General features: G+C 63.5%; 18 protein-coding genes and 1 tRNA gene. 8 read left to right on the top strand and 11 right to left on the bottom strand.

The genetic code is table 11. From position 1 onward, the window contains the following. The first annotated feature begins 38 nt into the window (after window positions 1–38). The 5 genes from ACFVSI_RS14340 to ACFVSI_RS14320 are packed head-to-tail and all read left to right on the top strand — an operon-like array spanning window position 39 to window position 5,919. Window positions 39–758, top strand: coding sequence for an NUDIX domain-containing protein (locus ACFVSI_RS14340; RefSeq protein WP_144659915.1), 720 nt, complete (start codon window positions 39–41; stop codon window positions 756–758). After that, the gene (gene nadA / locus ACFVSI_RS14335) at window positions 755–2,062 is read left to right on the top strand and encodes a quinolinate synthase NadA (protein WP_387824760.1); all 1,308 of its coding nucleotides are present in this window, start codon (window positions 755–757) and stop codon (window positions 2,060–2,062) included. The genes ACFVSI_RS14340 and nadA overlap by 4 nt, the downstream gene beginning before the upstream one ends. 38 nt (window positions 2,063–2,100) lie before the next feature. Beyond that, window positions 2,101–3,867: an L-aspartate oxidase gene (gene nadB, locus ACFVSI_RS14330; RefSeq protein WP_387824757.1), complete on the top strand. Its 1,767-nt coding sequence runs from the start codon at window positions 2,101–2,103 to the stop codon at window positions 3,865–3,867. Next, the gene (gene nadC, locus ACFVSI_RS14325; protein ID WP_387824754.1) at window positions 3,860–4,738 is read left to right on the top strand and encodes a carboxylating nicotinate-nucleotide diphosphorylase; all 879 of its coding nucleotides are present in this window, start codon (window positions 3,860–3,862) and stop codon (window positions 4,736–4,738) included. Before nadB ends, nadC begins: the two co-directional genes overlap by 8 nt. Window positions 4,739–4,752: 14 nt before the next feature. Beyond that, complete coding sequence (locus ACFVSI_RS14320) at window positions 4,753–5,919, top strand: cysteine desulfurase family protein (RefSeq protein ID WP_387824751.1); 1,167 nt, start codon at window positions 4,753–4,755, stop codon at window positions 5,917–5,919. Between the two features lie 10 nt (window positions 5,920–5,929). Here ACFVSI_RS14320 and ACFVSI_RS14315 read toward each other — a convergent pair whose 3' ends face one another. The 3 genes from ACFVSI_RS14315 to ACFVSI_RS14305 all read right to left on the bottom strand — a co-directional run bounded on the left by ACFVSI_RS14315 (window position 5,930) and on the right by ACFVSI_RS14305 (window position 7,959). After that, window positions 5,930–6,415 carry a GtrA family protein gene (locus ACFVSI_RS14315; protein ID WP_387824748.1) on the bottom strand — a complete coding sequence of 162 codons (486 nt, stop codon included), beginning with the start codon at window positions 6,413–6,415 and terminating at the stop codon, window positions 5,930–5,932. Between the two features lie 18 nt (window positions 6,416–6,433). Continuing rightward, entirely contained in the window at window positions 6,434–7,282 is an 849-nt protein-coding gene (locus ACFVSI_RS14310) for a fumarylacetoacetate hydrolase family protein (RefSeq protein WP_387824745.1), read from the bottom strand. An 89-nt stretch (window positions 7,283–7,371) separates the two neighbouring features. Further along, complete coding sequence (locus tag ACFVSI_RS14305; protein ID WP_387824742.1) at window positions 7,372–7,959, bottom strand: DM13 domain-containing protein; 588 nt, start codon at window positions 7,957–7,959, stop codon at window positions 7,372–7,374. Between the two features lie 115 nt (window positions 7,960–8,074). Here ACFVSI_RS14305 and ACFVSI_RS14300 point away from each other — a divergent pair, with 115 nt between their 5' ends. Further along, on the top strand, window positions 8,075–9,268 hold the full coding sequence (locus ACFVSI_RS14300; protein WP_387824739.1) for an SLC13 family permease: 1,194 nt from the start codon (window positions 8,075–8,077) through the stop codon (window positions 9,266–9,268). On the opposite strand, the gene ACFVSI_RS14295 is transcribed toward ACFVSI_RS14300, so the two are convergent. Then, complete coding sequence (locus ACFVSI_RS14295) at window positions 9,265–9,933, bottom strand: DUF1684 domain-containing protein (protein WP_387824736.1); 669 nt, start codon at window positions 9,931–9,933, stop codon at window positions 9,265–9,267. The genes ACFVSI_RS14300 and ACFVSI_RS14295 overlap by 4 nt on opposite strands. Before the next feature lie 54 nt (window positions 9,934–9,987). Between ACFVSI_RS14295 and ACFVSI_RS14290 the strand changes: the two genes are divergently transcribed. Together ACFVSI_RS14290 and ACFVSI_RS14285 are read left to right on the top strand one after the other, a co-directional pair. Beyond that, window positions 9,988–10,854 (top strand): hypothetical protein, encoded by an 867-nt coding sequence (locus ACFVSI_RS14290; protein ID WP_387824733.1) that lies wholly within the window; start codon window positions 9,988–9,990, stop codon window positions 10,852–10,854. 72 nt (window positions 10,855–10,926) lie between these two features. Continuing rightward, complete coding sequence (locus ACFVSI_RS14285; RefSeq protein ID WP_387824730.1) at window positions 10,927–11,733, top strand: transglutaminase family protein; 807 nt, start codon at window positions 10,927–10,929, stop codon at window positions 11,731–11,733. Here ACFVSI_RS14285 and ACFVSI_RS14280 read toward each other — a convergent pair. From ACFVSI_RS14280 to bcp, 7 genes are all read right to left on the bottom strand, one after another. Next, window positions 11,730–12,191, bottom strand: coding sequence for a MarR family winged helix-turn-helix transcriptional regulator (locus ACFVSI_RS14280; protein ID WP_387824727.1), 462 nt, complete (start codon window positions 12,189–12,191; stop codon window positions 11,730–11,732). The two genes, ACFVSI_RS14285 and ACFVSI_RS14280, sit on opposite strands and share 4 nt — an antisense overlap. Further along, the gene (locus ACFVSI_RS14275; protein ID WP_144659928.1) at window positions 12,191–13,315 is read right to left on the bottom strand and encodes an LLM class flavin-dependent oxidoreductase; all 1,125 of its coding nucleotides are present in this window, start codon (window positions 13,313–13,315) and stop codon (window positions 12,191–12,193) included. Before ACFVSI_RS14275 ends, ACFVSI_RS14280 begins: the two co-directional genes overlap by 1 nt. 139 nt (window positions 13,316–13,454) lie before the next feature. Further along, on the bottom strand, window positions 13,455–16,673 hold the full coding sequence (locus ACFVSI_RS14270; protein ID WP_387824723.1) for an efflux RND transporter permease subunit: 3,219 nt from the start codon (window positions 16,671–16,673) through the stop codon (window positions 13,455–13,457). 66 nt (window positions 16,674–16,739) lie between these two features. After that, the gene (locus ACFVSI_RS14265) at window positions 16,740–18,245 is read right to left on the bottom strand and encodes a malate:quinone oxidoreductase (RefSeq protein WP_387824720.1); all 1,506 of its coding nucleotides are present in this window, start codon (window positions 18,243–18,245) and stop codon (window positions 16,740–16,742) included. A gap of 79 nt (window positions 18,246–18,324) precedes the next feature. Further along, window positions 18,325–19,986: an ABC transporter substrate-binding protein gene (locus ACFVSI_RS14260; RefSeq protein WP_387824921.1), complete on the bottom strand. Its 1,662-nt coding sequence runs from the start codon at window positions 19,984–19,986 to the stop codon at window positions 18,325–18,327. Between the two features lie 210 nt (window positions 19,987–20,196). Then, window positions 20,197–20,278 (bottom strand) — tRNA-Leu (locus tag ACFVSI_RS14255). Between the two features lie 54 nt (window positions 20,279–20,332). Beyond that, a complete protein-coding gene (gene bcp / locus ACFVSI_RS14250; RefSeq protein ID WP_387824717.1) occupies window positions 20,333–20,806 on the bottom strand; it encodes a thioredoxin-dependent thiol peroxidase in 474 nt (157 codons plus the stop codon). Window positions 20,807–20,845: the final 39 nt, after the last annotated feature.

Genomic DNA, 20,845 nt, shown 5'->3' with positions numbered 1-20,845 from the left:
CTCACCGCAAGGACTGCCCCAAGCGGCGATGAAGCGAGGTGAACGCCGTGAATCCAAGCTCCGCCAACGTCGCCGAAAGGCGACTCGCGCCGCCGTCGTTGGCTATTTCCACGGTAATTTTTGCCCTCCGCCCCAGCGAAAAATCCGGAAGGCCCACCCTCTGGCTCCCGTTGGTCCGCCGGATCCGGGAACCATATAAAGACATGTGGGCCCTCCCCGGAGGTCCTCTGGCCCACGATGAATCACTGCAGGATGCCGCCTCCCGCAACCTCCGCGAGACCACCGGCCTCACGCCGCACTACCTGGAACAGCTGTACGCCTTCGGCGGCCTGCACCGCTCGCCCAGCCAGCGCGTTGTCTCGATCGTTTATTGGGCCCTGGTGCAGCCGACAGAAGCAGCGCTCGCCGACGAGTCCGAGAATGTGCGGTGGTTCCGGGCGGACAAGGTCGGAGACCTCGCGTTCGACCACAAGGCAATCGTGGACTACGCCCTCTGGCGCCTGCGCAACAAGATGGCCTACGGATCCATTGCCTACCACCTGCTGGGGGAGTACTTCACCTTGGCGCAGGTCCGTGAAGTCTATGAAGCGGTCCTGGACCGCCAGCTCGATCCCGCGAACTTCCGCCGCCACATCAAAGCCACGCCGGAAATAGAAGAAACCGGTGAATATCTCCAGGGCGGCAAACACCGTCCCCCACGCCTCTACCGCTTCACCGGAACACCCGGCCTCGGGCCAGACAACAGGAGTACACCATGAGCAGCGTCAACACCGCCGTCCAGCTGATCACCCGCGAGGAAGCCGAGAAAGGCCTCTCACGGGCGGGATCAACCTGCAGCCCGGCCTTGGCCAGGGGCCCATGGGAATACGACCTCACCGAAGCTCTCTCCGGTGCACCCGCCTACGGTCCGGGTGCTTCCAGTGACGACGTCGCCCCGCCGGCAACGCCTCGCCAAGGCCAGCTGCCGGAAGAGTACAAAAAAGCCAGCGACGCCGAACTTGACGCCCGCATCCGGGCCGCCAAAGCGGCACTCGGCGACCGTGCCGTCATCCTCGGCCACTTCTACCAGCGTGACGAGGTCATCCAGTACGCGGACTTCGTCGGTGACTCATTCCAGCTGGCCAACGCTGCGCTGACCAAGCCGGACGCCGAAGCGATCATCTTCTGCGGCGTGCACTTCATGGCCGAAACCGCCGACATCCTCTCCACCCCGGAGCAGGCAGTCATCCTGCCCAACCTCGCCGCCGGATGCTCCATGGCAGACATGGCCGATGAGGACTCCGTGGAAGAGTGTTGGGAGCAGCTTGAGGAAATCTTCGGCACCGACGTTGACGGACATGGCCGTGTGCCGGTCATTCCCGTCACCTACATGAACTCTTCCGCCGCCCTGAAAGCTTTCTGCGGACGCAACGGCGGAATCGTCTGCACCTCGTCCAACGCCAAAGTGGTCCTCGAATGGGCCTTCGAACGCGGCCAGCGCGTCCTGTTCTTCCCCGACCAGCACCTTGGCCGCAACACCGCCAAGGCCCTCGGCGTACCCCTGGAACAGATGCCGATGTGGAACCCGCGCAAGGAACTGGGCGGAAACGACGAACAGACGCTGCTGGACTCACGGGTCATCCTCTGGCACGGCTTCTGCTCCGTCCACAAGCGCTTCAACGTAGCCCAGATCGAGAAGGCCCGCCAGGACTTCCCCGGCGTCAACGTCATCGTGCACCCGGAATGCCCGATGGAGGTTGTGGACGCAGCGGACTCAGCGGGCTCCACCGACTTCATCAAGAAGGCGATTGCCGCGGCCACCGAGCCCACCACTTTCGCCATCGGTACCGAGATCAACATGGTGAACAGGCTCGCCGCGGAAAACCCGCAGCACACCATCTTCTGCCTGGATCCGGTCATCTGCCCGTGCTCCACCATGTACCGGATCCACCCTGGCTACCTTGCCTGGGTGCTTGAGGAGCTCGTCGAGGGCCGCATCGTCAACCGCATCACTGTGGACGACACCGTCCAGGACAACGCCAAGATTGCCCTGGAGCGCATGCTGGCCGCCAAGCCGGCCTAGCCCAACAGGCACTCCACCTAGTTCGAATCGAGCCCCACATGACTACAGAGAACCCGGCCGCAAGGCCCGCGCCCGGACGGTTGATCGTCGTCGGAAGCGGCATCGCCGGCCTGTATTCTGCCTTGCTCGCCGCGGAGTCCGGCGCGGAGGTGGTGCTGCTGACCAAAGGTGCGCTCGCAGACAGCAACACGTACTACGCGCAGGGCGGTATTTCCGCCGTACTGGACGAACCCGCGCCCGGTGACACCGTGGCCGCCCACATCGCTGACACGCTGCGCGCAGGCGCCGGACACTGCAACGAAGAGGCGGTGCGGATACTGTGCACCGAAGCACGGTGGGACATCGCCGGGCTGGAGCGGTTCGGCGTCCGTTTCGACCTTGACGACGACGGCGGCCCGGCGCTGGGACTCGAAGCCGCGCATTCAGCTCCACGCATCCTCCACACCGGAGGGGACGCCACCGGGGCGGGGGTGGCAGCGGCGCTGATAGCGTCCGTGCTGGACTTCCAGGCACAGGGCCGGATCACGATGTTCGGGAACGCCCAGGTCACCTCCCTTGCCCACGACGACGGGCACGTGGTTGGCGTCGAGTTCCTGCAAGGAGGACTACCCCAAAGCCTCCGGGGCGACGCCGTGCTCCTTGCCACCGGTGGGGCCGGACAACTGTTCGCCCAAACCACCAACCCCTCGGTGGCAACCGCAGACGGCCTGGCACTGGCCTGGCGGGCCGGAGCCGCCGTGGCCGACCTCGAATTCTTCCAATTCCACCCCACCTGCATGGTCTCCCACAGATCAGCAGCCGCAGCCAGCGGCGATGCGCACCCCTTGCTCATTTCCGAAGCCGTCCGCGGTGAAGGCGCACTCCTCGTCGATGCCAACGGATATCGCTTCATGCCCGGGTACCACCCCGACGCCGAGCTCGCACCACGGGACGTGGTCTCCCGCAGTATTGCCCTGCACCTTGCATCCCTGGGCGACCCCAATGGCCAGGTCTACCTCGATGCCACCGTCATTGAGCAACTGCGCGGCGGAGGTTTCCTGGACAAGCGCTTCCCAACGTTGAGCCGCCACACCCGGCAGGCAGGCTTGGACTGGACCAAGGACCTGGTGCCCGTAGCACCGGCGGCGCACTACTGGATGGGTGGGGTGGTGACCGACCTCCACGGCCGGACCACTGTTCCGGGCCTGTACGCGGCCGGCGAGGTTGCCTGCACAGGCGTTCAGGGGGCCAACCGGCTGGCCAGTAACTCGTTGCTTGAAGGTCTCGTGTTCGGGCGGCGGGCTGTTGAGGCGTTCCTGGGTACGCCAGGCGGCCTCCCTCTGCGTGCTAACTCGGCCGCGGGCGGCCTCGCTTTTACGCACGCTGCCGGGACCCCGCCAGGCGGCCAGGACGTCCCCGTCGCGAGCACGGCGCTGTCGGGGACTCCGGCGCCGCTCGGTGCGATGGAGGACCTATCCGCTGGGCCGGGTGCTCGTGATGGATTCTCGCGGGCCGCGTTGCAGCGGCTTATGACCGCCAAGGCCGGGGTGCTTCGGAGTGGAGTGTTGCTGGCCGAGGCTGAGGCTGCGCTTGAGGCGTGGGCTGAGGAACTGTTGCCCATGGATGTTCCTGGTTCCTTGGAGGTGCGGGTGCATGAGGATGCCAATCTGCTGTTGGCGGCCCAATTACTCGTGCGTGCGGCCCGGGAGCGGCCCGGGTCCTTGGGGGCGCACTACCGCAGCGACACCGCGACCCAAGCAGCCGCCGTCGTCGATTTTGACAAGCGTTACACCATGAGCCCGAAAGCGAGCCTCGTCCATGACTAACCTGACCCTTCCTGCCGCCCCCGTGCGGGACATCCTGGAGCGGGCATTCGCTGAGGACGCGCCCAGCGGCGACATCACGTCCCAGCTGCTCATCCCGGCCGAGGCACGCGCAGTCGCTGTCCTCAACGCCCGGGTCCCTGGCGTCTTCAGCGGCGGCACCGTTTTCCGCGACGCCATGAAGATCGTGGACCCCGACACCGAGGTCGAATTGCTGCTCGCCGACGGTGAAGCGTTCGACGCCGGAACGCACCTGGCGCGCGTCAGCGGCAGTGCACGTTCCGTGCTGATGGCCGAACGTGTAGGCCTGAACCTGGTTCAGCGCATGAGCGCCATTGCCACCAAGACCGCGGAATTCGTCCGCTTGGTGGAAGGAACGCGTGCCCGGATCACTGATACGCGCAAGACCACCCCGGGGCTGCGGGCGCTGGAACGGTATGCGGTCCGCTGCGGTGGGGGAGCGAACCACCGTTACAGCCTTTCCGACGCCGTACTGGCCAAGGACAACCACCTGGCCGTCATGACCGGGGGCGACACCACCAAACTGACAGAACTGCTGATCGCAGCCAAAGCCCAGCTTGGCCACACCACGCACTTCGAGGTCGAAGTGGACAGTGCCGAACAGATCGAACCCGTGCTGGCTGCGGGGGTGGACACCATCATGCTGGACAACTTCTCCCTGGAGGAGCTGCGCGCCGGAGTCAAGCAAGTGGACGGCAGGGCGATCGTGGAAGCCAGCGGCAACGTCAACCTCGATACGGTCACCGGTATTGCCGCAGCCGGAGTCGACGTGATCTCCATCGGCGGGCTGACCCACAGCGTGAACGCCCTTGACCTTGGCCTGGACATCGAACTGACTTCGGGCCGGAACTGAAAGCCGTTCCCGACATGATCTTCCTGGATGCTGCGGCCACCACTCCCGTCCGCCGTGAGGTACTTGAGGCCATGTGGCCCTACCTGAGCGGTGAATTCGGCAATCCCTCAAGCCACCACACCCTGGGCGAGGCAGCCGCGACGGCGCTCGCAGAAGCGCGTTCCGGCGTCGCGAAAGTGTTCAATTGCCGCTCTGGTGAGGTGACGTTCAACTCGGGCGGCACGGAGTCCGACAACCTGGCCGTCAAGGGCATCGCCCTCGCCCGGCAGGCCGCCGATCCGGCGCTCAACCGCGTGGTGATCAGCGCCGTCGAGCATCCCGCCGTGGAGGAATCAGCCCGTTACCTCGAACGCGTCCACGGCTTCGCTGTGGACATCGTTCCGGTCGACGGCGACGGACTCGTCACTGTGGATGCGCTGCGCAGGGTTCTTCGGCCGGAGACGGCCCTGGTGAGCATCATGTACGCCAACAACGAAATCGGCACCGTTCAACCCATTGCCGAGCTCGCTGCAGTGGCCCACGCTCAAGGGGTCCCTTTCCACACCGACGCGGTCCAGGCCGCCGGGTGGTGTCCGCTGGATGTCAAGGTTCTCGGTGTGGACGCCATGAGCATTTCGGCACACAAACTGGGGGCGCCTAAAGGATCCGGTGCCGTTTTCCTCAAAGGGCGACTGCGGGTTGAACCGCTCATCCATGGGGGTGGGCAGGAACGCGGAAAGCGCTCCGGGACCGAAAATGTGGCCGGAGCCGTCGCGTTGTCCACGGCGTTGGCACTCGCCCATGCTGAACAGCCGGCTCAGGCCCAACGCGTCGCGCAGTTGCGGGACCGCTTCATTGACCGGGTCCTGGACACGGTGCCGGACGCTTTGCTCACGGGCCATCGCAGCCAACGCCTGCCGTCGGTCGCGTCCTTCTGCTTCCCGGGAACCAGCGGCGAATCCGTCTTGCTCGAACTAGAAAGGCTGGGCGTTGTGTGCTCCAGCGGATCGGCGTGCGCTGCAGGCTCCGACGCCCCGTCTCCGGTGTTGGTGGCCTTGGGTATCGCTCCGGAAACGGCCCAGACGGCCGTCCGGTTCAGTTTCACCTCCACCATTTCCGACACCGACCTGGAGGCTGCCGCCGTCGCTGTGAAAACCGCCGTCGGGCGTGTCAGGAGCCTTGCCGCACCGCAGGCGGGCTGACCGGCAGGGGCTAAACGTGCCGCGCGCGGCGGAAAATCCAGTGACGCAGCAAGGTGAAGCGGACAGCGGTGGCTACGAAACCGGACAACGTTGTTGTCCAGAGTTCCTCAGCGACGCTGGCGTCCGGCTTGAACAGATGCAGCACACCCAGGCTGCCACCGGTGATGAGCAGTGCGATACCGATCACGATGACTCCGCTGAGGTGGTCCCGGGTGCGTTTCCTGCTTCCAGTGATTTTGAACGTCAGTCGCCGATTCAGTGCCGTGTTCATCAACGAGGTCAAAATCAAGGCCACGGCGTTTGCCAATTGGGGGTCGATCAAGGGACGCAGCAGCGCGTAGATGGCCAGCGAGCTTCCCGTGCAGATGACTCCGACACCGCTGAAGCGGATCAATTGCCTCACTACGGGGTACTTCAGGATGCCGCGATGCCGTTTGCGGGGTGGTTTTTGAGGGGGAGATGGCAGTAGGCCTGTGGCGTCCGCAGCTATCTCCATGGTCTTAAGCCTGACACACTACGCAGGCAGCTCCTCCCATGCAGCGCCGCGCACGGGGTTGGTGAGTTCGCCGATTCCCTCCACACGGCACGTCACGGTGTCACCGGGCTGGATGCGGGCGGTCCCGGCCGGGAATCCGGTGAGGATCAGATCACCGGGCTGGAGGGTCATGAACGACGTGAGGTAGACCAGGATCTCGTCCACTTTCCATCCGAGGTCCGCCGAACCCGCAGACTCCAGCTCGCGGCCGTTGTGGACGATGCCGATTTTCAGATCCTTGGGGTCCAGCTGAGTGACGATCCAAGGTCCTGCGGGGGTGAAGGTGTCCTGGCTCTTGGCGCTGATCCAGAGTTCGTCGGTTTTCTGGAGATCGCGTGCCGAAACATCATTGCCGATCGTGTAGCCGAGAATCGCCGAGGCTGCCGTCTCCAGGGTCAACGCGCGCGCCGCCCGGCCTATGACGATCGTCAGTTCCGCCTCGGGGTCCACATGGCCCACGTTCGCCTGGAGTTCGATCGCCTCGCCCGGACCCACCACGCTCGATGCCGCTTTGTGGAACGCCTGCGGCGGCAGCTCGCGGCCAGGCTGTCCAGTGTTGTGCGCCATGCCAAGGACATTGACCGGCACCGATGGCGCGAGGAACGTGAAGGCGTCCTCGGTAACTGTTGCGCCCCGCTCCCACCCCTCGCGCCCAGGGCTGGGGGCGTTGGCACGGGAAGAAGGGAAAGGGGAGTCGATGACCGTCCACCGCTTTCCTTCGTCCGAAGTGAAGTCTGCGGCGTCGTTCGCCACGAAAAAGTGCTCGTTCGGGGAGGTCGGAGTGAGGGGGCGGACGCGGGCGATACGATGGGGAAGCGGGGAAGTCATGATGACATCCTACGTCCTCCCACGCCTTGCGAGGCCCGCTTTACGTCCCATGGTTCGTCCATGACGCGCAGAGCGGGCCGCGCAAGGCACTAGGCGAGTGGGGCCGATCCGAATGCCACGCTGAAGCGATCACACCACAGGACCACCGAGGCCAGGTCTGTGAGGTCCGTTCCCGCCGGGATGGCGTAGTTCTGGTTGCCGTGTGTGGCCTTAACGGCCCCCAGGTCCACGTAGCGTCCGGAGCGGTACTTGTACCAATCGCCACCGGCCTCCAAACTGCTCAGCCACACTTTGACGTCGGGACCGTCACTGCTGGCCAGATCTTCCAGGCGGAGCACATGGCTTCCATCCGGGAGTTTGAGCACCTGTGCCGTACCGGTGGTCGGGTGTTCCTGTGACTGGAACATGCCCGTTCGCACAACAAGCGGCCCGTCCACCAAGGTGGGTCCGCTGCGTGGCGCGGTTGAATCAGGTGATGCTTGCCCCGGCGTGGTGACCCCCGGCGTGGTAACCCTCGACGCCGTGGCAACCGGCAGGGCTTCGTCCAGGCTGCTGCTGGTAAAAAGCCGCCACGGCTGAAACAGGAAGGCCCCAAGCACAAGAGACGCGAGGACCATCACTCCCGCCGCGGCAGCGACGGCCTTGTGGGACCGGATCGACCTCCGGAGTCTGTTCATGATTCAAGGCTAGGCATCGCGGAAACCCAAGGGGAGGGCCATTGCTTACGATACCGTGACGCTATCCCCGCGCCGCGCGGGAATCCCGTCAGGTGCGGGGCTTAGAATCCTGCTCATGCGTCTGGCGATAATTGGGCTGGTTCTCCTTGTAGCGGGTGGGGTGACCGTAGCTACGGGTGTGCTGCCATGGCACGAAGTCATGGTCCTCGTAGATCGCGTCGCACCAATTTTGGCGTTCGTCGTCGCGATGACCGTGGTGACCGAGCTCGTCAGTGAAGCCGGCACCTTCCAGTGGATCGCCCGCCGTCTGCGCCGCTGGGGCCGCGGGCGGAGCGTCCTGCTGTGGTTGCTGCTGGCATTGTTTGCGACCCTGAGCACGATCTTCCTGTCCCTGGACACGACGGCGGTCCTCCTCACCCCGGTGGTTGTCACAGTGGCCCGCCAGGCGGGGCTCCCGGTCCTGCCCTTTGCGCTGACAACGGTATGGCTGGCCAACACGGCCAGTCTGCTGCTACCGATCTCCAATCTCACCAACCTCCTTGCCCAGCACAATCTGGGTGGCATCACCCCAGCACAATTTGCGCAATTGATGTGGGCACCCTCGCTGGCGGCCATCCTGGTGCCCTTGGCGTTTATTGCCGTGGTGTTCCGGCGCGAGCTGCGAAAGAGCTACGGCCTGGATGCTTCCCGTCCCGCAGCAATAACGGAGACAAAGGCTCCCGACCGGCTGCTGCTGACAGGCAGCGCAGCAGTCCTGGTGCTGCTGCTGCCGGCACTGGTGTCGGGAATCGCCATCTGGATTCCGGCAGCCCTCGCCGCTGTGGCCCTGGCCGTCCTGTTCATCATCCGCCGCCCGGCCGTCCTGAAGATCACGCTGATTCCCTGGTCGCTTCTGCTGTTCACCTGTGGGCTTTTCCTGGTGGTCGAGGCCACCCAATATCTGGGCGCGTCGGCGTTGCTCGGCCAGGTGGCAGGCCAAGGCGATGGCTTCTTCGAACTCCTGAGGCTCGCGCTGACCGGGGCTCTGGGATCCAACGTTGTCAATAACCTGCCGGCCTATCTCCTGGCTGAGCCGCTGGCAGGAACGCCGGAAAGAATGGCTGCACTGCTGGTGGGGGTCAACGCCGGTCCGTTGATTGCGCCGTGGGCGTCGTTGGCCACTTTGCTCTGGCATGACCGGCTGGTGCGCATGAACGTGCTGGTGAAATGGCAAGGTTATGCGGTGATGGGCCTGCTGGTGGCACCACTGACCATCGTCGCCGCAGTCGCGGCGCTCGCAGCCTTCGGGCCGGGCGGGTTGTTCGGCTAGCCTGCGTACAGCTCGCCGACAGGAACGTCTGCGGCCAGCCGGTTGGCTGGTCCGGCAAGCGGGCATGCCCAGGCCTCGTTGTAGGCGCAGGACGGGTTGTAGGCGAAGTTGAAGTCCAGGATGAACTCCTGTCCACTGCCACTTTCCCTGGTGCCATGGAACGAGCCCTTGACCGTATCCAGCAAGTACCTGCCGGCTCCGTAGCTGCCGCCGGGCTTCCCTGCCGTGGCGTCACGAAAGGGTACAAAGATGCCGCCGCCGTAGCTCCTCAGCCGCCACACAGCCAGGGAACCCAGCCCGGGCAGTTCAAAGGTGCCGAGCCGCGTGAAGGGAACCACGCCGTCGGTGCCGGTCTGGACATTCATCTCCTGGCCCACGCCCTCGGGGAGCAACTCGGCGTGGAAGCGGTAGGCGGGATCGTACGCGGCGGTCCGCAGGCCGGAAAAAGAAGCCTTCATGTCCGGCGTTAAGGCGGACGCAGGATGTGAGGCAAACATAAGATCCCGCTTCTGGCGCCAGTAGTCGTGGGCCTCCTGTGGACTCGTCTCTGCGAGTTGACGCACCCTGTCGTACAGGGCGAAGGTCTTCAGGCGCCAGTCAGCGATATCTACCGCGGACATCGTGGGGAGGGTGTCCTCGAATTCGTCGTGCTCGGTGGGGGCCATACAGCTAGCCTAGTCCTGTGCGTGTCGTGGCCTCCCCACCGCTAGGCTGTGCTCATGGCCGGCACGAGGAACCTCGAAGGTATACCGCTGAAACTTGCTGTGGCTGTCTTGGCGGGTTGCCTGGTGACCGGCACGGCGGGCTGCTCGTCGGAGAACAAAGGTCCCCAGGTGACCTCCACGGCGTCGTCGAGTCCCAACAGTTCCGAATCGGGGACAGGCACCCCGGAAATCACGACGACGAGTCCCGGCAGCGACACTGGTCAGCCCTCATCTTCGGCTGCTTCGAGCGGAACGGACGCCTCTTCGGGATCTTCAAGTGAGGGCCCGGAACCGGTACCCACCGCCCCTTCCTGGAAAACCTTTACGGATCCGGCCAAGAGCGTCAGCTTCGAGCTTCCCAAGGATTGGATAGCCCAGTCTGCCGCCCCGGACGCTGGTTCTTTGGCCGGGGCAGTGAAAGTGGAGGTCAAGGACGGGGCAGGGAAGTACATCGCCACGCTCCAGACGGGATTGGCCCCGGCCACTGCGGCGCCTTGCCCGGCCGGACAAGGAAAGCCCTACGTCGTGATCAGCAGCACGCCCTTGGATGTACCGCACTCGGAAGGACCAGACACCATCGCTCCGCGCGTCGTCTTCCGGGTAGTCCAGGGCTACAAGTTCTTCGGCTCCTACGGCATCACCAACAAGGTGGCCGGTGCCGACGGCCAGTCGTGTGAACTGGCAAACCGCGTGCAGGGGCCGGCAGGAAAAGGCGACTTTGCTTTTGGGGACGTCCTTGCTCTGCATGCCTTCGCCGCCGACGAAAAAGTCGCCCCGGCAAAATCCTTTGACACTTTGGACCTCGCTGCAAAGTACGTGGCCCACGATTCTGAATTCGCCAACGTCCAGCGGATGCTACTGTCTCTGAAGGTCAATCTGTAGTCCTCGGATTGGCTCACTCACACATTTGGCGGCGATGGGGGCTGACCGCCGCAAACCCAGTGTCGGAGATCAATGGAACGCAACGTTGCTGCCTCGCTCGTTTTCAAGACCGCAGCCAACACCAAGGTGGCCATGGCCATTGCCGTGGCCAACAACCCCGGCTATGACTCGGTCACCGAGAACCTGTCGGTCACGGTGGCGGGGGAGGAGCTTCCCGTAGCTGAACTCAGTGACCATCACGGGGGTCGGTTCCACTATCTTGAGTTTGCCGAGCCCAGCGAGGTGACTGTGGAGTACGCGGCAACCATCCACGGCCACGCGTTGCCCGATACATCTACCCCGATGGAACTAATCCGGTGCGTCAGGCCCAGCCGCTATGCCGAATCCGATCGGCTGTTGCCCACCTCCTACGCCGAGTTCGGCACCCTTAACGGTGAAGAGCTGCTCCACGCCGTCCGTGACTGGGTCCATGGTGAACTCCGTTACGTCAGCGGTTCCTCGCGGGGAACGGACGGAGCCGTGGAAACGCTGCTCCACCGCAGGGGAGTATGCAGGGATTTTGCCCACCTCGCCATTGCGCTGCTGAGATCAAAGGATGTCCCTGCACGCCTGGCGGCCGTTTATGCGCCGGGACTGACCCCCATGGACTTCCATGCCGTCGCCGAGGCGTACGTTGACGGTTCATGGCGGATCATCGACCCCACCGGCCTGGCGCCCCGCGAATCCATGGTCCGCATCACCACCGGGCGGGATTCTTCCGATACGGCGTTCCTCTCCACAGTGGGCGGAAGCCTCTCGCTGAAGACCCTCAAGGTCAGTGCTTCAGTCAATGGAGAGCTCCCGGCGGAGAACCACCGGGAGCTCGTCACCCTGCGCTAGTGTCCGGCCACGGACGCGCGGAGCTTCTCCGTCAGGCGCAGCAGCTCCCGCTGCTCGTCCGCCGTGAGGGCGGGTGCCACCAGCGTGGCGATGTCGCGAACATGTTCGCGCCCGATGGTTTTCTGCAGTTCGCTTCCGGCTTCGGTGAGGGCCAGCAGGACCCCGCGACCGTCGTCGGGAGCGGTTGTGCGCTCCACCAGTCCGCGCTTCTCCAGACGGTCAACCAAACGGCTCAGGCTGGACTGGCTCAGCAGTACCTTGTCGTTGATCTCGTTCAGGCGAAGCTGTCCGGAAGGGCACCGGGACAAGGTGAACAGGACGTCGTACTCCTTGACGGGCAGTGCTTTGAAGGCCGGCCCGGACTGAAGCTTCCGCATCACCGCCACCTGGGAGCGGAACAAGGACTCCCAGGTTTCGGCGGCGAGGCGAACGGCAGATGAGGCCGATGGCGTGGACATCAGGCGTCCTGGCCCGCAGCACCTGCCGCTGCTGATTCGCTGACCTTGGCCTCCAGTGCGGCTGCCACGCGGGAAGCGTGGGTGGGGGCGTCCGGCACGTGGGCGGGCTTCATGGCGGCGTATTCCTTGCGCAGGACGGGCAGGACTTCCTCGCCGAAGAGGTCCAGCTGCTCCAGGACGGTCTTCAGGGGAAGCCCGGCGTGGTCGATCAGGAACAACTGGCGCTGGTAGTCGCCGAAAAACTCACGGAAGGTGAGGGTCTTCTCGATAACCTCCTGCGGGCTGCCAACGGTCAGTGGCGTCTGCGAGGTAAAGTCCTCGAGTGACGGGCCGTGGCCGTACACCGGGGCATTGTCGAAGTAGGGGCGGAATTCCTTCACGGCGTCCTGTGAGTTCTTCCTCATGAAGAACTGACCACCGAGGCCCACGATCGCTTGGTCGGCCTTGCCGTGTCCGTAGTGCTCGTAGCGCTCGCGGTAGAGGCCGATCAGCTGCTGGTAGTGCTCCTTCGGCCAGAAGATGTTGTTGGCGAAGAAACCGTCACCGTAGTACGCAGCCACTTCGGCGATCTGCGGAGTGCGGATGGAACCGTGCCAGACAAAAGGCGCGACGTCGTCGAGCGGCCTCGGCGTGGACGTGAAGTTCTGCAGCGGCGTGCGGAACTTGCCCGACCAGTTGACCGTGTCCTCGTCCCACAGCTTGCGGAGCAAACTGTAGTTTTCGATCGCCAGTTCGATGCCGTCCTGGATGTTCTTGCCGAACCAGGGGTATACGGGGGCTGTGTTGCCTCGTCCGAGGACCAGGTCAACGCGGCCGTCCGAGAGGTGCTGAAGCATGGCGAAGTCTTCGGCGATCTTGACGGGGTCGTTCGTGGTGATCAGCGTAGTGGCAGTGGAGAGCGTGATGCGCTCGGTCTGCGCCGCGATGTAGGCCAGCGTGGTGGTGGGGGAGGAAGAGAAGAACGGCCGGTTGTGGTGCTCGCCCAAAGCGTAGACATCCATGCCGATCTCTTCGACCTTCTTGGCGATGGCAACGGACGCCTTGATGCGTTCGTTCTCGGTGGGCGTGCGGCCCGTTGTGGGGTCAGTCGTGATATCGCTGACGCTGAATACGCCGATCTGCATGATGTGCCTTTCTCCCTGCCCGTGGTGCCGGGCTCTGTAAACAGTGTACCTCAAACTAGATGCATTTGCATGTATCAGTGCCTGCAACAGAGCAGGGCCGGGAAATGTTCCCGGCCCTGCTTCGAGGTTTGTTGTGTGTCTACTCGCCCGGATTGTGGGCGGCGCGGCGGCCCTTGACCCGAGGAATCATGCCTGTGGTCCAGTCCTGGAACTCCTCAGCGCCACTGGATCCCTGGCCATTGCTCCCCGGGGCCGGTGTTGGCTTTTCCTGCAAGTCCTTCAGGAGCTGTTTCTTCTCCCGGCGCCCTTCCACGAGTTTGTAGAGCACGGGAACCAGCACCAACGTCAGGGCGGTGGAAGAGACCAGCCCGCCGATCACCACGATCGCCAGCGGCTGCGAAATGAAGCCGCCACCACCGGTCAGTCCCAACGCCATGGGCGTCAGGGCAAATACCGTGGCCAGGGCGGTCATCAGGATGGGGCGCAGACGCTGCCGGGCGCCGTGGGTGATGGCATCGGAGACGCTCATGCCCGGGCGGCCCTCGTGCGGCTTCCTGTACTGGTTGATGAGATCGATCAGGACGATGGCGTTGGTGACGACGATACCCACCAACATCAGCATGCCGATCAGCGACGGGAGGCCCAGCGGAACGCCGGTCAGCAGGAGGAGGCCGACGGCGCCGGTCGCTGCAAAGGGCACCGAGACCAACAGGATCAGGGGCTGGATGAGGGACTTAAAAGCAGCCACCATGATCACGTAAACGATGGCGATCGCCGCCAGGAGGGCCAGGCCCAGCTGGCGGAAGGACTCCGCCTGCTGGGTGGTGGCCCCGCCAATGGTTGCGGTGACTCCGGCAGGCAACTGTACGGACTTCAGTCGCTCCTGCACGGCGCTGCTGACACTGCCGAGGTTGGAGCCCGACGGCGTGACGGTCACCCGCGCTGTGCGCTGGCCGTTGCTGCTCGTGATGGAAACAGGAACGTCCACTTGTTCGACGGCTGCAATGGTCTCGAGCGCGACCCCGCCCCTGGCCGTGGGAAGCTGGAGCGCTTTGACGGCAGCGATGCTGGTGAAACGGGTTCCTTCGCCGATCTGGACAGGATAGTCGTCGGTGTCGATCCGGACGGTACCAGCTGGGATCGGGCTGACGGTGGAGGCCAGGAACGCACCCACTTGATCTTCCGTCAAGCCCGCGGCTACAGCTTTGGCGCGGTCGACGCGCACCTGGACCACGGACTGCGTGGACGCCAGGTTCGTCGCGACCTCCGTGCTGCCGGGAACACCGTCCATGGCCTTGACCATGGCATCGCTGGCGGTTTTGAGGTCGGACGAGTTGGCGGCCTTGATGGTGATGTCCACTGTTGAGGACGTACCGAAGCCACCTTGCTGGGAGCCAACCGTAATCTTGCCGGCAGCCCCTGACAGCTTGCTGCGGACTTCGTCCTGGAGCTTGCCTTGGTTGACCTTCTCGTCAGTGACGATCGTGAAGGTGGAGTTTGATGAACCGGTCGATGTCAGGGCCGCAAAGCCGGTCTGGGCGTTGCCGGAGGTGACCTGGACATCCTTGATGCCCTGGATTCCCTTCAGGGAGTCCTCCACCTTTGTTGCCTCGTCGCTGGTGGCCTGCAGGCTGGTGCCGGCAGGAAGGACCTGCCGGACAGTCATGCTGTTCTCACCCGAGCGGCCAAGGAGGTCCGTGTTCAGCAGCGGGGCAACGGCGACGGTGGCCACGAGGATCACGGCCGCTGCGGACAACGTGATGACCGGATGCTTTTGCGTTTTTGTCAGGATGGGAAGGTAGCCGCGCTGGAGTCGGCTCCGTTGCTCCGCCTCACGGGCCTTTTCCGCTGTTTCCCCGACGGAGGCAGCCGAAACAGCACCCTTGGCGGGGGACGACAGGAACCAATAGGCCAGGACCGGGACGATGGTCAGGGAAACCAGGAGCGAGGACAACAGCGCTATGGTCACCGTCAACGCGAAGGGACGGAAGAGTTCACCTGCGAGGTCGCCTACGAACGCGATCGGCAGGAACACGGCCACAGTTGTAAGCGTCGAGGCAGTGATGGCTCCTGCGACCTCACGGATGGACGTCAGGATGGCCGTCAGCTTGGCTTCGCCGTAACTGAGGTGCCGCTTGATGTTCTCGATGACCACGATCGAATCGTCCACCACGCGGCCGATGGCTATGGTGAGGGCTCCCAGGGTCAGGATATTCAACGAATAGCCTGTAGCCGAGATGCCGATGAACGTTATCAGCAGGGACAACGGGATGGACACGGCCGTGACCAAGGTGGAGCGGACGGACATGAGGAAAACCAGGATGACGGCCACTGCGAAACCCAAACCGAGGAGGCCTTCAGTGGTGAGGTCCTTGATGGATTTCTCAATGAAGGGGGCCTGGTCGAAAACAGGCGTGAAAGTCGCGTTGTTGCCCAGTTCCTCCTGCATCGGTCCGATGGCATCACGGACAGCATGGGAGATCGCGACAGTGTCGCCGTCGGGCTTCTTGGTGACGGACAGCGCCAGCGTCGGTTTTCCGTTGGTGCGCGTGATGGAGGTGGCGGCGTCGTCCTGGATGCTGACCTCGGCCACGGCTCCGATGGTGGCCGCTTTGCTGGTTCCCGCCAGAGGCAGTCCCTTGATGACGTCCAGGGAGTCCACGGGACTGCCAAGCTGCAGGGACAACGTCTTGCCCTGGTCCTCAATGGTGCCAACGGGAACCAGGGTTCCGTTGTTCTTCAGGGCGCCACTGATGGATTGGACGGAGGCGCCAGTCGCTGCGAGATCTGCCTGGCGGGGCTTGATGAGGATGTGCTGGCTGGCGCCGCCGGTCACATCGGCGCCACGAACGCCGTCGATCTTTTGGAGGCGGGGAACGCTGAGCCGCAGGAGGTCCGCGTTGAGTTCGCTCAGTGGCTTGTCCGAAGATACGGCCAGGTAGACGATCGGGAAGTCACTGATGTTTCCCGCGATCGACTGCGGTTCGACGTTGGCGGGCAACAGGCGTTTGGCGTTGGAAATGGCCCGGTCGATCTGGTTGCGTGCCCGGTCAAGATTGGAACCATAGGTGAACACCATGGTGATCTGCGAGACGCCGTTGCGTGAAGTGGACGAGGTTGATTCAAGTCCTTCCACACTGTTCAGCGCGGTCTCAAGGGGCCGGCTCAGCTGCTTGTCCACCACCTCGGGGGAGGCGCCTGGCATGGAGGTGACAACGGTGATCTGGGGGAACTCGATGGATGGAATGAGTTCCTGCTTCAAAGACCCCATGGTGATCACGCCGAACACCGCCGCAAAGACGGTGATCAGCGCGATCAGAGCCCGGTTTCCCAGGGAGAGCTTGGCCAGGCGGAACATTGCATCGACTCCTGTGGTCTACGAAACGATTCGTCTGACGGGAACCGGCCGCAGCCCCGGTATGGCCTAGCTTTGGACGGCGCTGGCCACTTCCAGTTGAAGGGACCTGGCTGTGCTGGCTTCCAGTTCGGCAGCAAGGTCCGGATTCTCGTTGAGCTTGACTCCATAGCCCGGCATCATGTCCTTGAGCTTGGATTGCCAGCCCTTGAAGTTCTTGGGGAAGGACTTCTGCAGGAGTTCGATCATGATCGGCACAGCCGTGGATGCTCCGGGCGAAGCACCCAGCAGGGCACCGATGGAGCCGTCGCGGGACGCGATGACTTCGGTGCCGAACTGCAGGACGCCACCCTTTTGCGGGTGCTTCTTGATAATTTGCACGCGCTGCCCGGCGGTGATGAGTTCCCAGTTGCTGCCCACAGCCTCTGGGTAGTACTCGCGCAGGGACTCCACCTTGGCCTCGTGCCGCTTGGCAACCTCCTTGATGAGGTAGGCCGTGAGGTCCATGTTGTCCTTGGCCACTGCCAGCATTGGGATGATGTTGCTCGGCCGAATGGACAAGGGAAGGTCCAGGTAGCTGGAGGTCTTCAGGAAGTTGGTGGAGAATCCGGCGTACGGGCCAAAGAGGAGCGAACGCTTGCCGTCAACAAACCTGGTGTCCAGGTGGGGGACGGACATGGGCGGAGCGCCCACGGAAGCCTGGCCGTAGACCTTGGCGCTGTGCTGGGACGTGATGGCTTCATCGGTGCAGCGGAAGAACTGGCCCGAGACCGGGAAGCCGCCGTAGCCCTTGCTTTCCGGGATGCCTGAGGCCTGCAGGAGGTGGAGCGCGCCGCCGCCGGCGCCAACGAAAACGAACTTGGCATGGATGCGGCCGTGTTCGCCGGACTTGGCGTGCTTGATGTTCAGGTCCCAGCCGCCGCCGGCCGCACGGTTGATATTGGTGACGTCGTGGCCGTAGTTGACCTCGGCGCCGCTGCTTTGCAGGTAGCCGGTCAGCTCACGGGTCAGGGCGCCGAAGTCGACGTCGGTGCCTTCCGCTGCGCGGGTGGCGGCAACGCGCTGCTTACGGTCGCGGCCCTTGACGATCAGGGGCGCCCACTTTGCGATCTGGTCCTGGTCCTCGGTGTACTCCATGCTGCGGAAGAGCGTGTTGGGCTTGAGGGCCTCGTACCGGGTTTTGAGGAATTTCGCGTGGTCATCGCCAATGACGAAGCTCATGTGCGGAACGGTGTTGATGAAGCCCTTGGGGGAGCCGATTACGTTGCTGTCCACCAAGTGGGACCAGAACTGGCGGGAGAGCTGGAACTGCTCGTTGATGTGGAGCGCCTTTGAAGGGTCCACGGAGCCGTCCTTGGCTGCGGGGGAGTAGTTAAGCTCACACAGGGCAGCGTGTCCGGTGCCGGCGTTGTTCCACGGTCCAGAGCTCTCGAGCCCTGCTTCGTCGAGTCGTTCGAACAGGGAGATGGTCCAGGTGGGTTCAAGTTGCTTGATGAACGCACCAAGGGTGGCACTCATGATTCCGCCGCCAATAAGGACGACGTCGGCATGTTGAGTCTTGGAAATGAAGGTCACGATCAATCTCCGTTAGCGGCGGCACTGGCTGTCACAGAATATCCCCGCGCAGACCCAATACTGAAATTGTGGGGGTTCGTCAAGACTTTAAGCGGACGTTCGTGAAAACTTCGTTGAGGACCGGTGAGGCCGGGTACCTTTCCACCTTGTTGGACAACGCCAGGGCCGAGATGGGAAAGGCAATGGGTACTGCCGGGACGGAGGCCGCGATCTCGGCATTGATGGCCTGGTACTGGGCATTGCGCTCATCGCCGTTGGGCATGGCGCGGGCCCGCTCGATTTTGTGGAAGACTTCCGAGTCCGTATAGCCGAACTCGGCCCGGGTTTCGCCGAACAGCGGCCCCAGGAAGTTGTCGGCATCGGCATACGAGCCGTTCCATCCGAGCAGGTGCAGGCCACGGTCACCGGCGGACTGGACCTTTTGCAGGTAGCCGTTTTCCCAGTCGATGGGCACTGGTTTGATGTTGAAGCCCACTGCCACTAGCTGGCGGCTGATTTCGGCGTAGATCTTCTCCGGAGTTGGCATGTACGCCCGCGTGCCATTGAGCGGGTAGTAGAACTTCAGCTCCTCGCCTTTATACCCGGCCTTTTCCAGCAGCTGCTTGGCTTTGTCGGGGTTGTAGCCCAGCGAAGGAGCGTTGTTGTTGAAGCCACTGAGCTTTGGCGGCACGAACTGGGAAGCCTGGGCCGTGTTGTCGATGAAGAACTTGCGGATCAATGATTCCTTATCCACAGCCATCTCAATGGCCTGGCGGACCTCAAGCTTGTCCAGGGGGGCTACAGCCTGGTTGATTCCCAAGTACATGACCGAGAACGGGTCCCGCTGGATGATCTGGACACCCTTTTTGACCAGCTGGTCGAAAGTGGCAGGCGTCACCAGGTCATAAGCGTCGATTTTTCCGTCCAGGAGGGCCTGTTGCCGCGTTTCGGCGTGATCAAACGGAATGAAGTTGATGGTGGCTATCTGGCCCCTGTTGCCCCAGTAGCCTTTGTAGCTTTGAAGGGTGATCTTGTTCTCGTCCCAGGTTCCAAACTGGTACGGGCCGGTCCCGACCGGGTGGCTGGCGTAGGCCGAAACAGCCAACCCGTTCCGTGTCTGGTCAAGGACGTTGGCGCGCTGGGATTCGAGGGCCGCGGGCGAGGACATGGCGAAGGCCGGGAGCGTCAGGGCCTGCAGGAAACCCGTGAACGGCCGCGTCAGGTTAATCTGCACATCCGTGGGCGAAACCACTTTGCAGTCCTTGAAGATGGAAAAGACCGGTTCATCCGAGTAGGCCTTGAAGACGCCCTGGAACGAGATCCCCGGCGCCTGCTTGCGGAGGTCGGCAGGGAAGCTGAACCAGCGGTTGAAGTTGGCACAGACTGCGGCGGAGTCGAAGGGTGTTCCGTCGTGGAAGGTGACTTTGGGCCGGAGCGTGAAGTCATAGGTCAGCCCGTTGTTGCTGTCCTTCCACTCGGTGGCCAGCAGGGGAGTTGTTTCACCGGTTGATCCGTCAACGCCGACCAGCCCTTCGAGGACCTGGCGGGTGACGCGGTAGGACTCGGAGTCGGCCGTCATGGCCGGGTCCAGGCCCAAGGGCATCGAGCCGGTGCCGAAGTTGAACGTGGCAGTGGGCTCGGCGGCAGGAGTGCTGCTGGCCGACGACGACGGAGCCGGACCAGGCGTTCCGGTGCAGGCCGTCAACGCCAAAACGGCAAAGACGGAACCTGCCCTGAGCCACTGCACGGTCAGGCTCCGCATTGTGCTGCTTGCCACTCTTGTCCCCTCAAGCCGGTGTGAATGCCGTGGCCGACTTAGGCCAGACCGCGTTCCAGTCTAGTTGAACGTCCTGAATGCGCCTCCCAGCGCTTTTCCAGCTAACCAAGCACCCAGCCGACACGGAAAACCCCCGGATCTGCAGGTGCGCAGCCGGGGGCTCCTTATGGCTCAAAGCCACGGTGTTTCATGCTGTGCGCAAGGGGGGACTTGAACCCCCACGCCCGAAGGCACAGGAACCTAAATCCTGCGTGTCTGCCAATTTCACCACTCGCGCTGGCTGGCACGCGGCTTATGCAGCCGGTGCCGTATACGGCCTCAAGTGTACCCGCTACTTGTCCAGCTTGAGGTCCCGGCGCAGCTTGGCCACATGGCCGGTGGCGCGGACGTTGTACTGGGCCAAGGAGACCTTTCCGTCAGGGTCAACCACAATGGTGGAACGGATCAGTCCCTGGTAGGTCCGGCCGTAATTCTTCTTTTCCCCCCATGCCCCGAAGGCATCGGCCACGGCGTGTTCTTCGTCGGACAACAGCGGGAAGGTGAGTTCTTCCTCCGATGCGAACTTGGCCAGGGCCTCCACGGGATCGGGTGAGATCCCTACTACTTCATAGCCGGCCGCCTGCAAGGAGCCCAACGTGTCGCGGAAGTCGCATGCTTCCTTCGTGCAGCCAGGCGTTGAGGCCGCCGGGTAGAAATAGACGATGGTTTTACGGCCACGGAAGTCGGACAAACTGACGCCTTTGCCCGTGGCGTCCTGCAGGGTGAAGTCCGGTGCGGCGTCGCCCGGGATAAGTCGTTCAGCCAAAATATGCTCCTTGGTTTCAGTCGCGGTTTCCCATTTTAG

The organism is Paenarthrobacter sp. NPDC057981 (assembly GCF_042886835.1).
Lineage (GTDB): Bacteria > Actinomycetota > Actinomycetes > Actinomycetales > Micrococcaceae > Arthrobacter.
This window is presented reverse-complemented; position numbering and strand designations above follow the sequence as displayed.

What these genes read in the sequence shown, in the direction of transcription:
- ACFVSI_RS14260 (WP_387824921.1), bottom strand. Translation starts at nt 19,986, where the DNA reads ATGCGGAGCCTGACCGTGCAGTGGCTCAGGGCAGGTTCCGTCTTTGCC.
- nadC (WP_387824754.1), top strand. Translation starts at nt 3,860, where the DNA reads ATGACTAACCTGACCCTTCCTGCCGCCCCCGTGCGGGACATCCTGGAG.
- ACFVSI_RS14275 (WP_144659928.1), bottom strand. Translation starts at nt 13,315, where the DNA reads ATGCAGATCGGCGTATTCAGCGTCAGCGATATCACGACTGACCCCACA.
- ACFVSI_RS14280 (WP_387824727.1), bottom strand. Translation starts at nt 12,191, where the DNA reads ATGTCCACGCCATCGGCCTCATCTGCCGTTCGCCTCGCCGCCGAAACC.
- ACFVSI_RS14285 (WP_387824730.1), top strand. Translation starts at nt 10,927, where the DNA reads ATGGAACGCAACGTTGCTGCCTCGCTCGTTTTCAAGACCGCAGCCAAC.
- ACFVSI_RS14270 (WP_387824723.1), bottom strand. Translation starts at nt 16,673, where the DNA reads ATGTTCCGCCTGGCCAAGCTCTCCCTGGGAAACCGGGCTCTGATCGCG.
- ACFVSI_RS14315 (WP_387824748.1), bottom strand. Translation starts at nt 6,415, where the DNA reads ATGGAGATAGCTGCGGACGCCACAGGCCTACTGCCATCTCCCCCTCAA.
- ACFVSI_RS14300 (WP_387824739.1), top strand. Translation starts at nt 8,075, where the DNA reads ATGCGTCTGGCGATAATTGGGCTGGTTCTCCTTGTAGCGGGTGGGGTG.
- ACFVSI_RS14310 (WP_387824745.1), bottom strand. Translation starts at nt 7,282, where the DNA reads ATGACTTCCCCGCTTCCCCATCGTATCGCCCGCGTCCGCCCCCTCACT.
- ACFVSI_RS14295 (WP_387824736.1), bottom strand. Translation starts at nt 9,933, where the DNA reads ATGGCCCCCACCGAGCACGACGAATTCGAGGACACCCTCCCCACGATG.
- ACFVSI_RS14305 (WP_387824742.1), bottom strand. Translation starts at nt 7,959, where the DNA reads ATGAACAGACTCCGGAGGTCGATCCGGTCCCACAAGGCCGTCGCTGCC.
- ACFVSI_RS14320 (WP_387824751.1), top strand. Translation starts at nt 4,753, where the DNA reads ATGATCTTCCTGGATGCTGCGGCCACCACTCCCGTCCGCCGTGAGGTA.
- nadB (WP_387824757.1), top strand. Translation starts at nt 2,101, where the DNA reads ATGACTACAGAGAACCCGGCCGCAAGGCCCGCGCCCGGACGGTTGATC.
- nadA (WP_387824760.1), top strand. Translation starts at nt 755, where the DNA reads ATGAGCAGCGTCAACACCGCCGTCCAGCTGATCACCCGCGAGGAAGCC.
- ACFVSI_RS14290 (WP_387824733.1), top strand. Translation starts at nt 9,988, where the DNA reads ATGGCCGGCACGAGGAACCTCGAAGGTATACCGCTGAAACTTGCTGTG.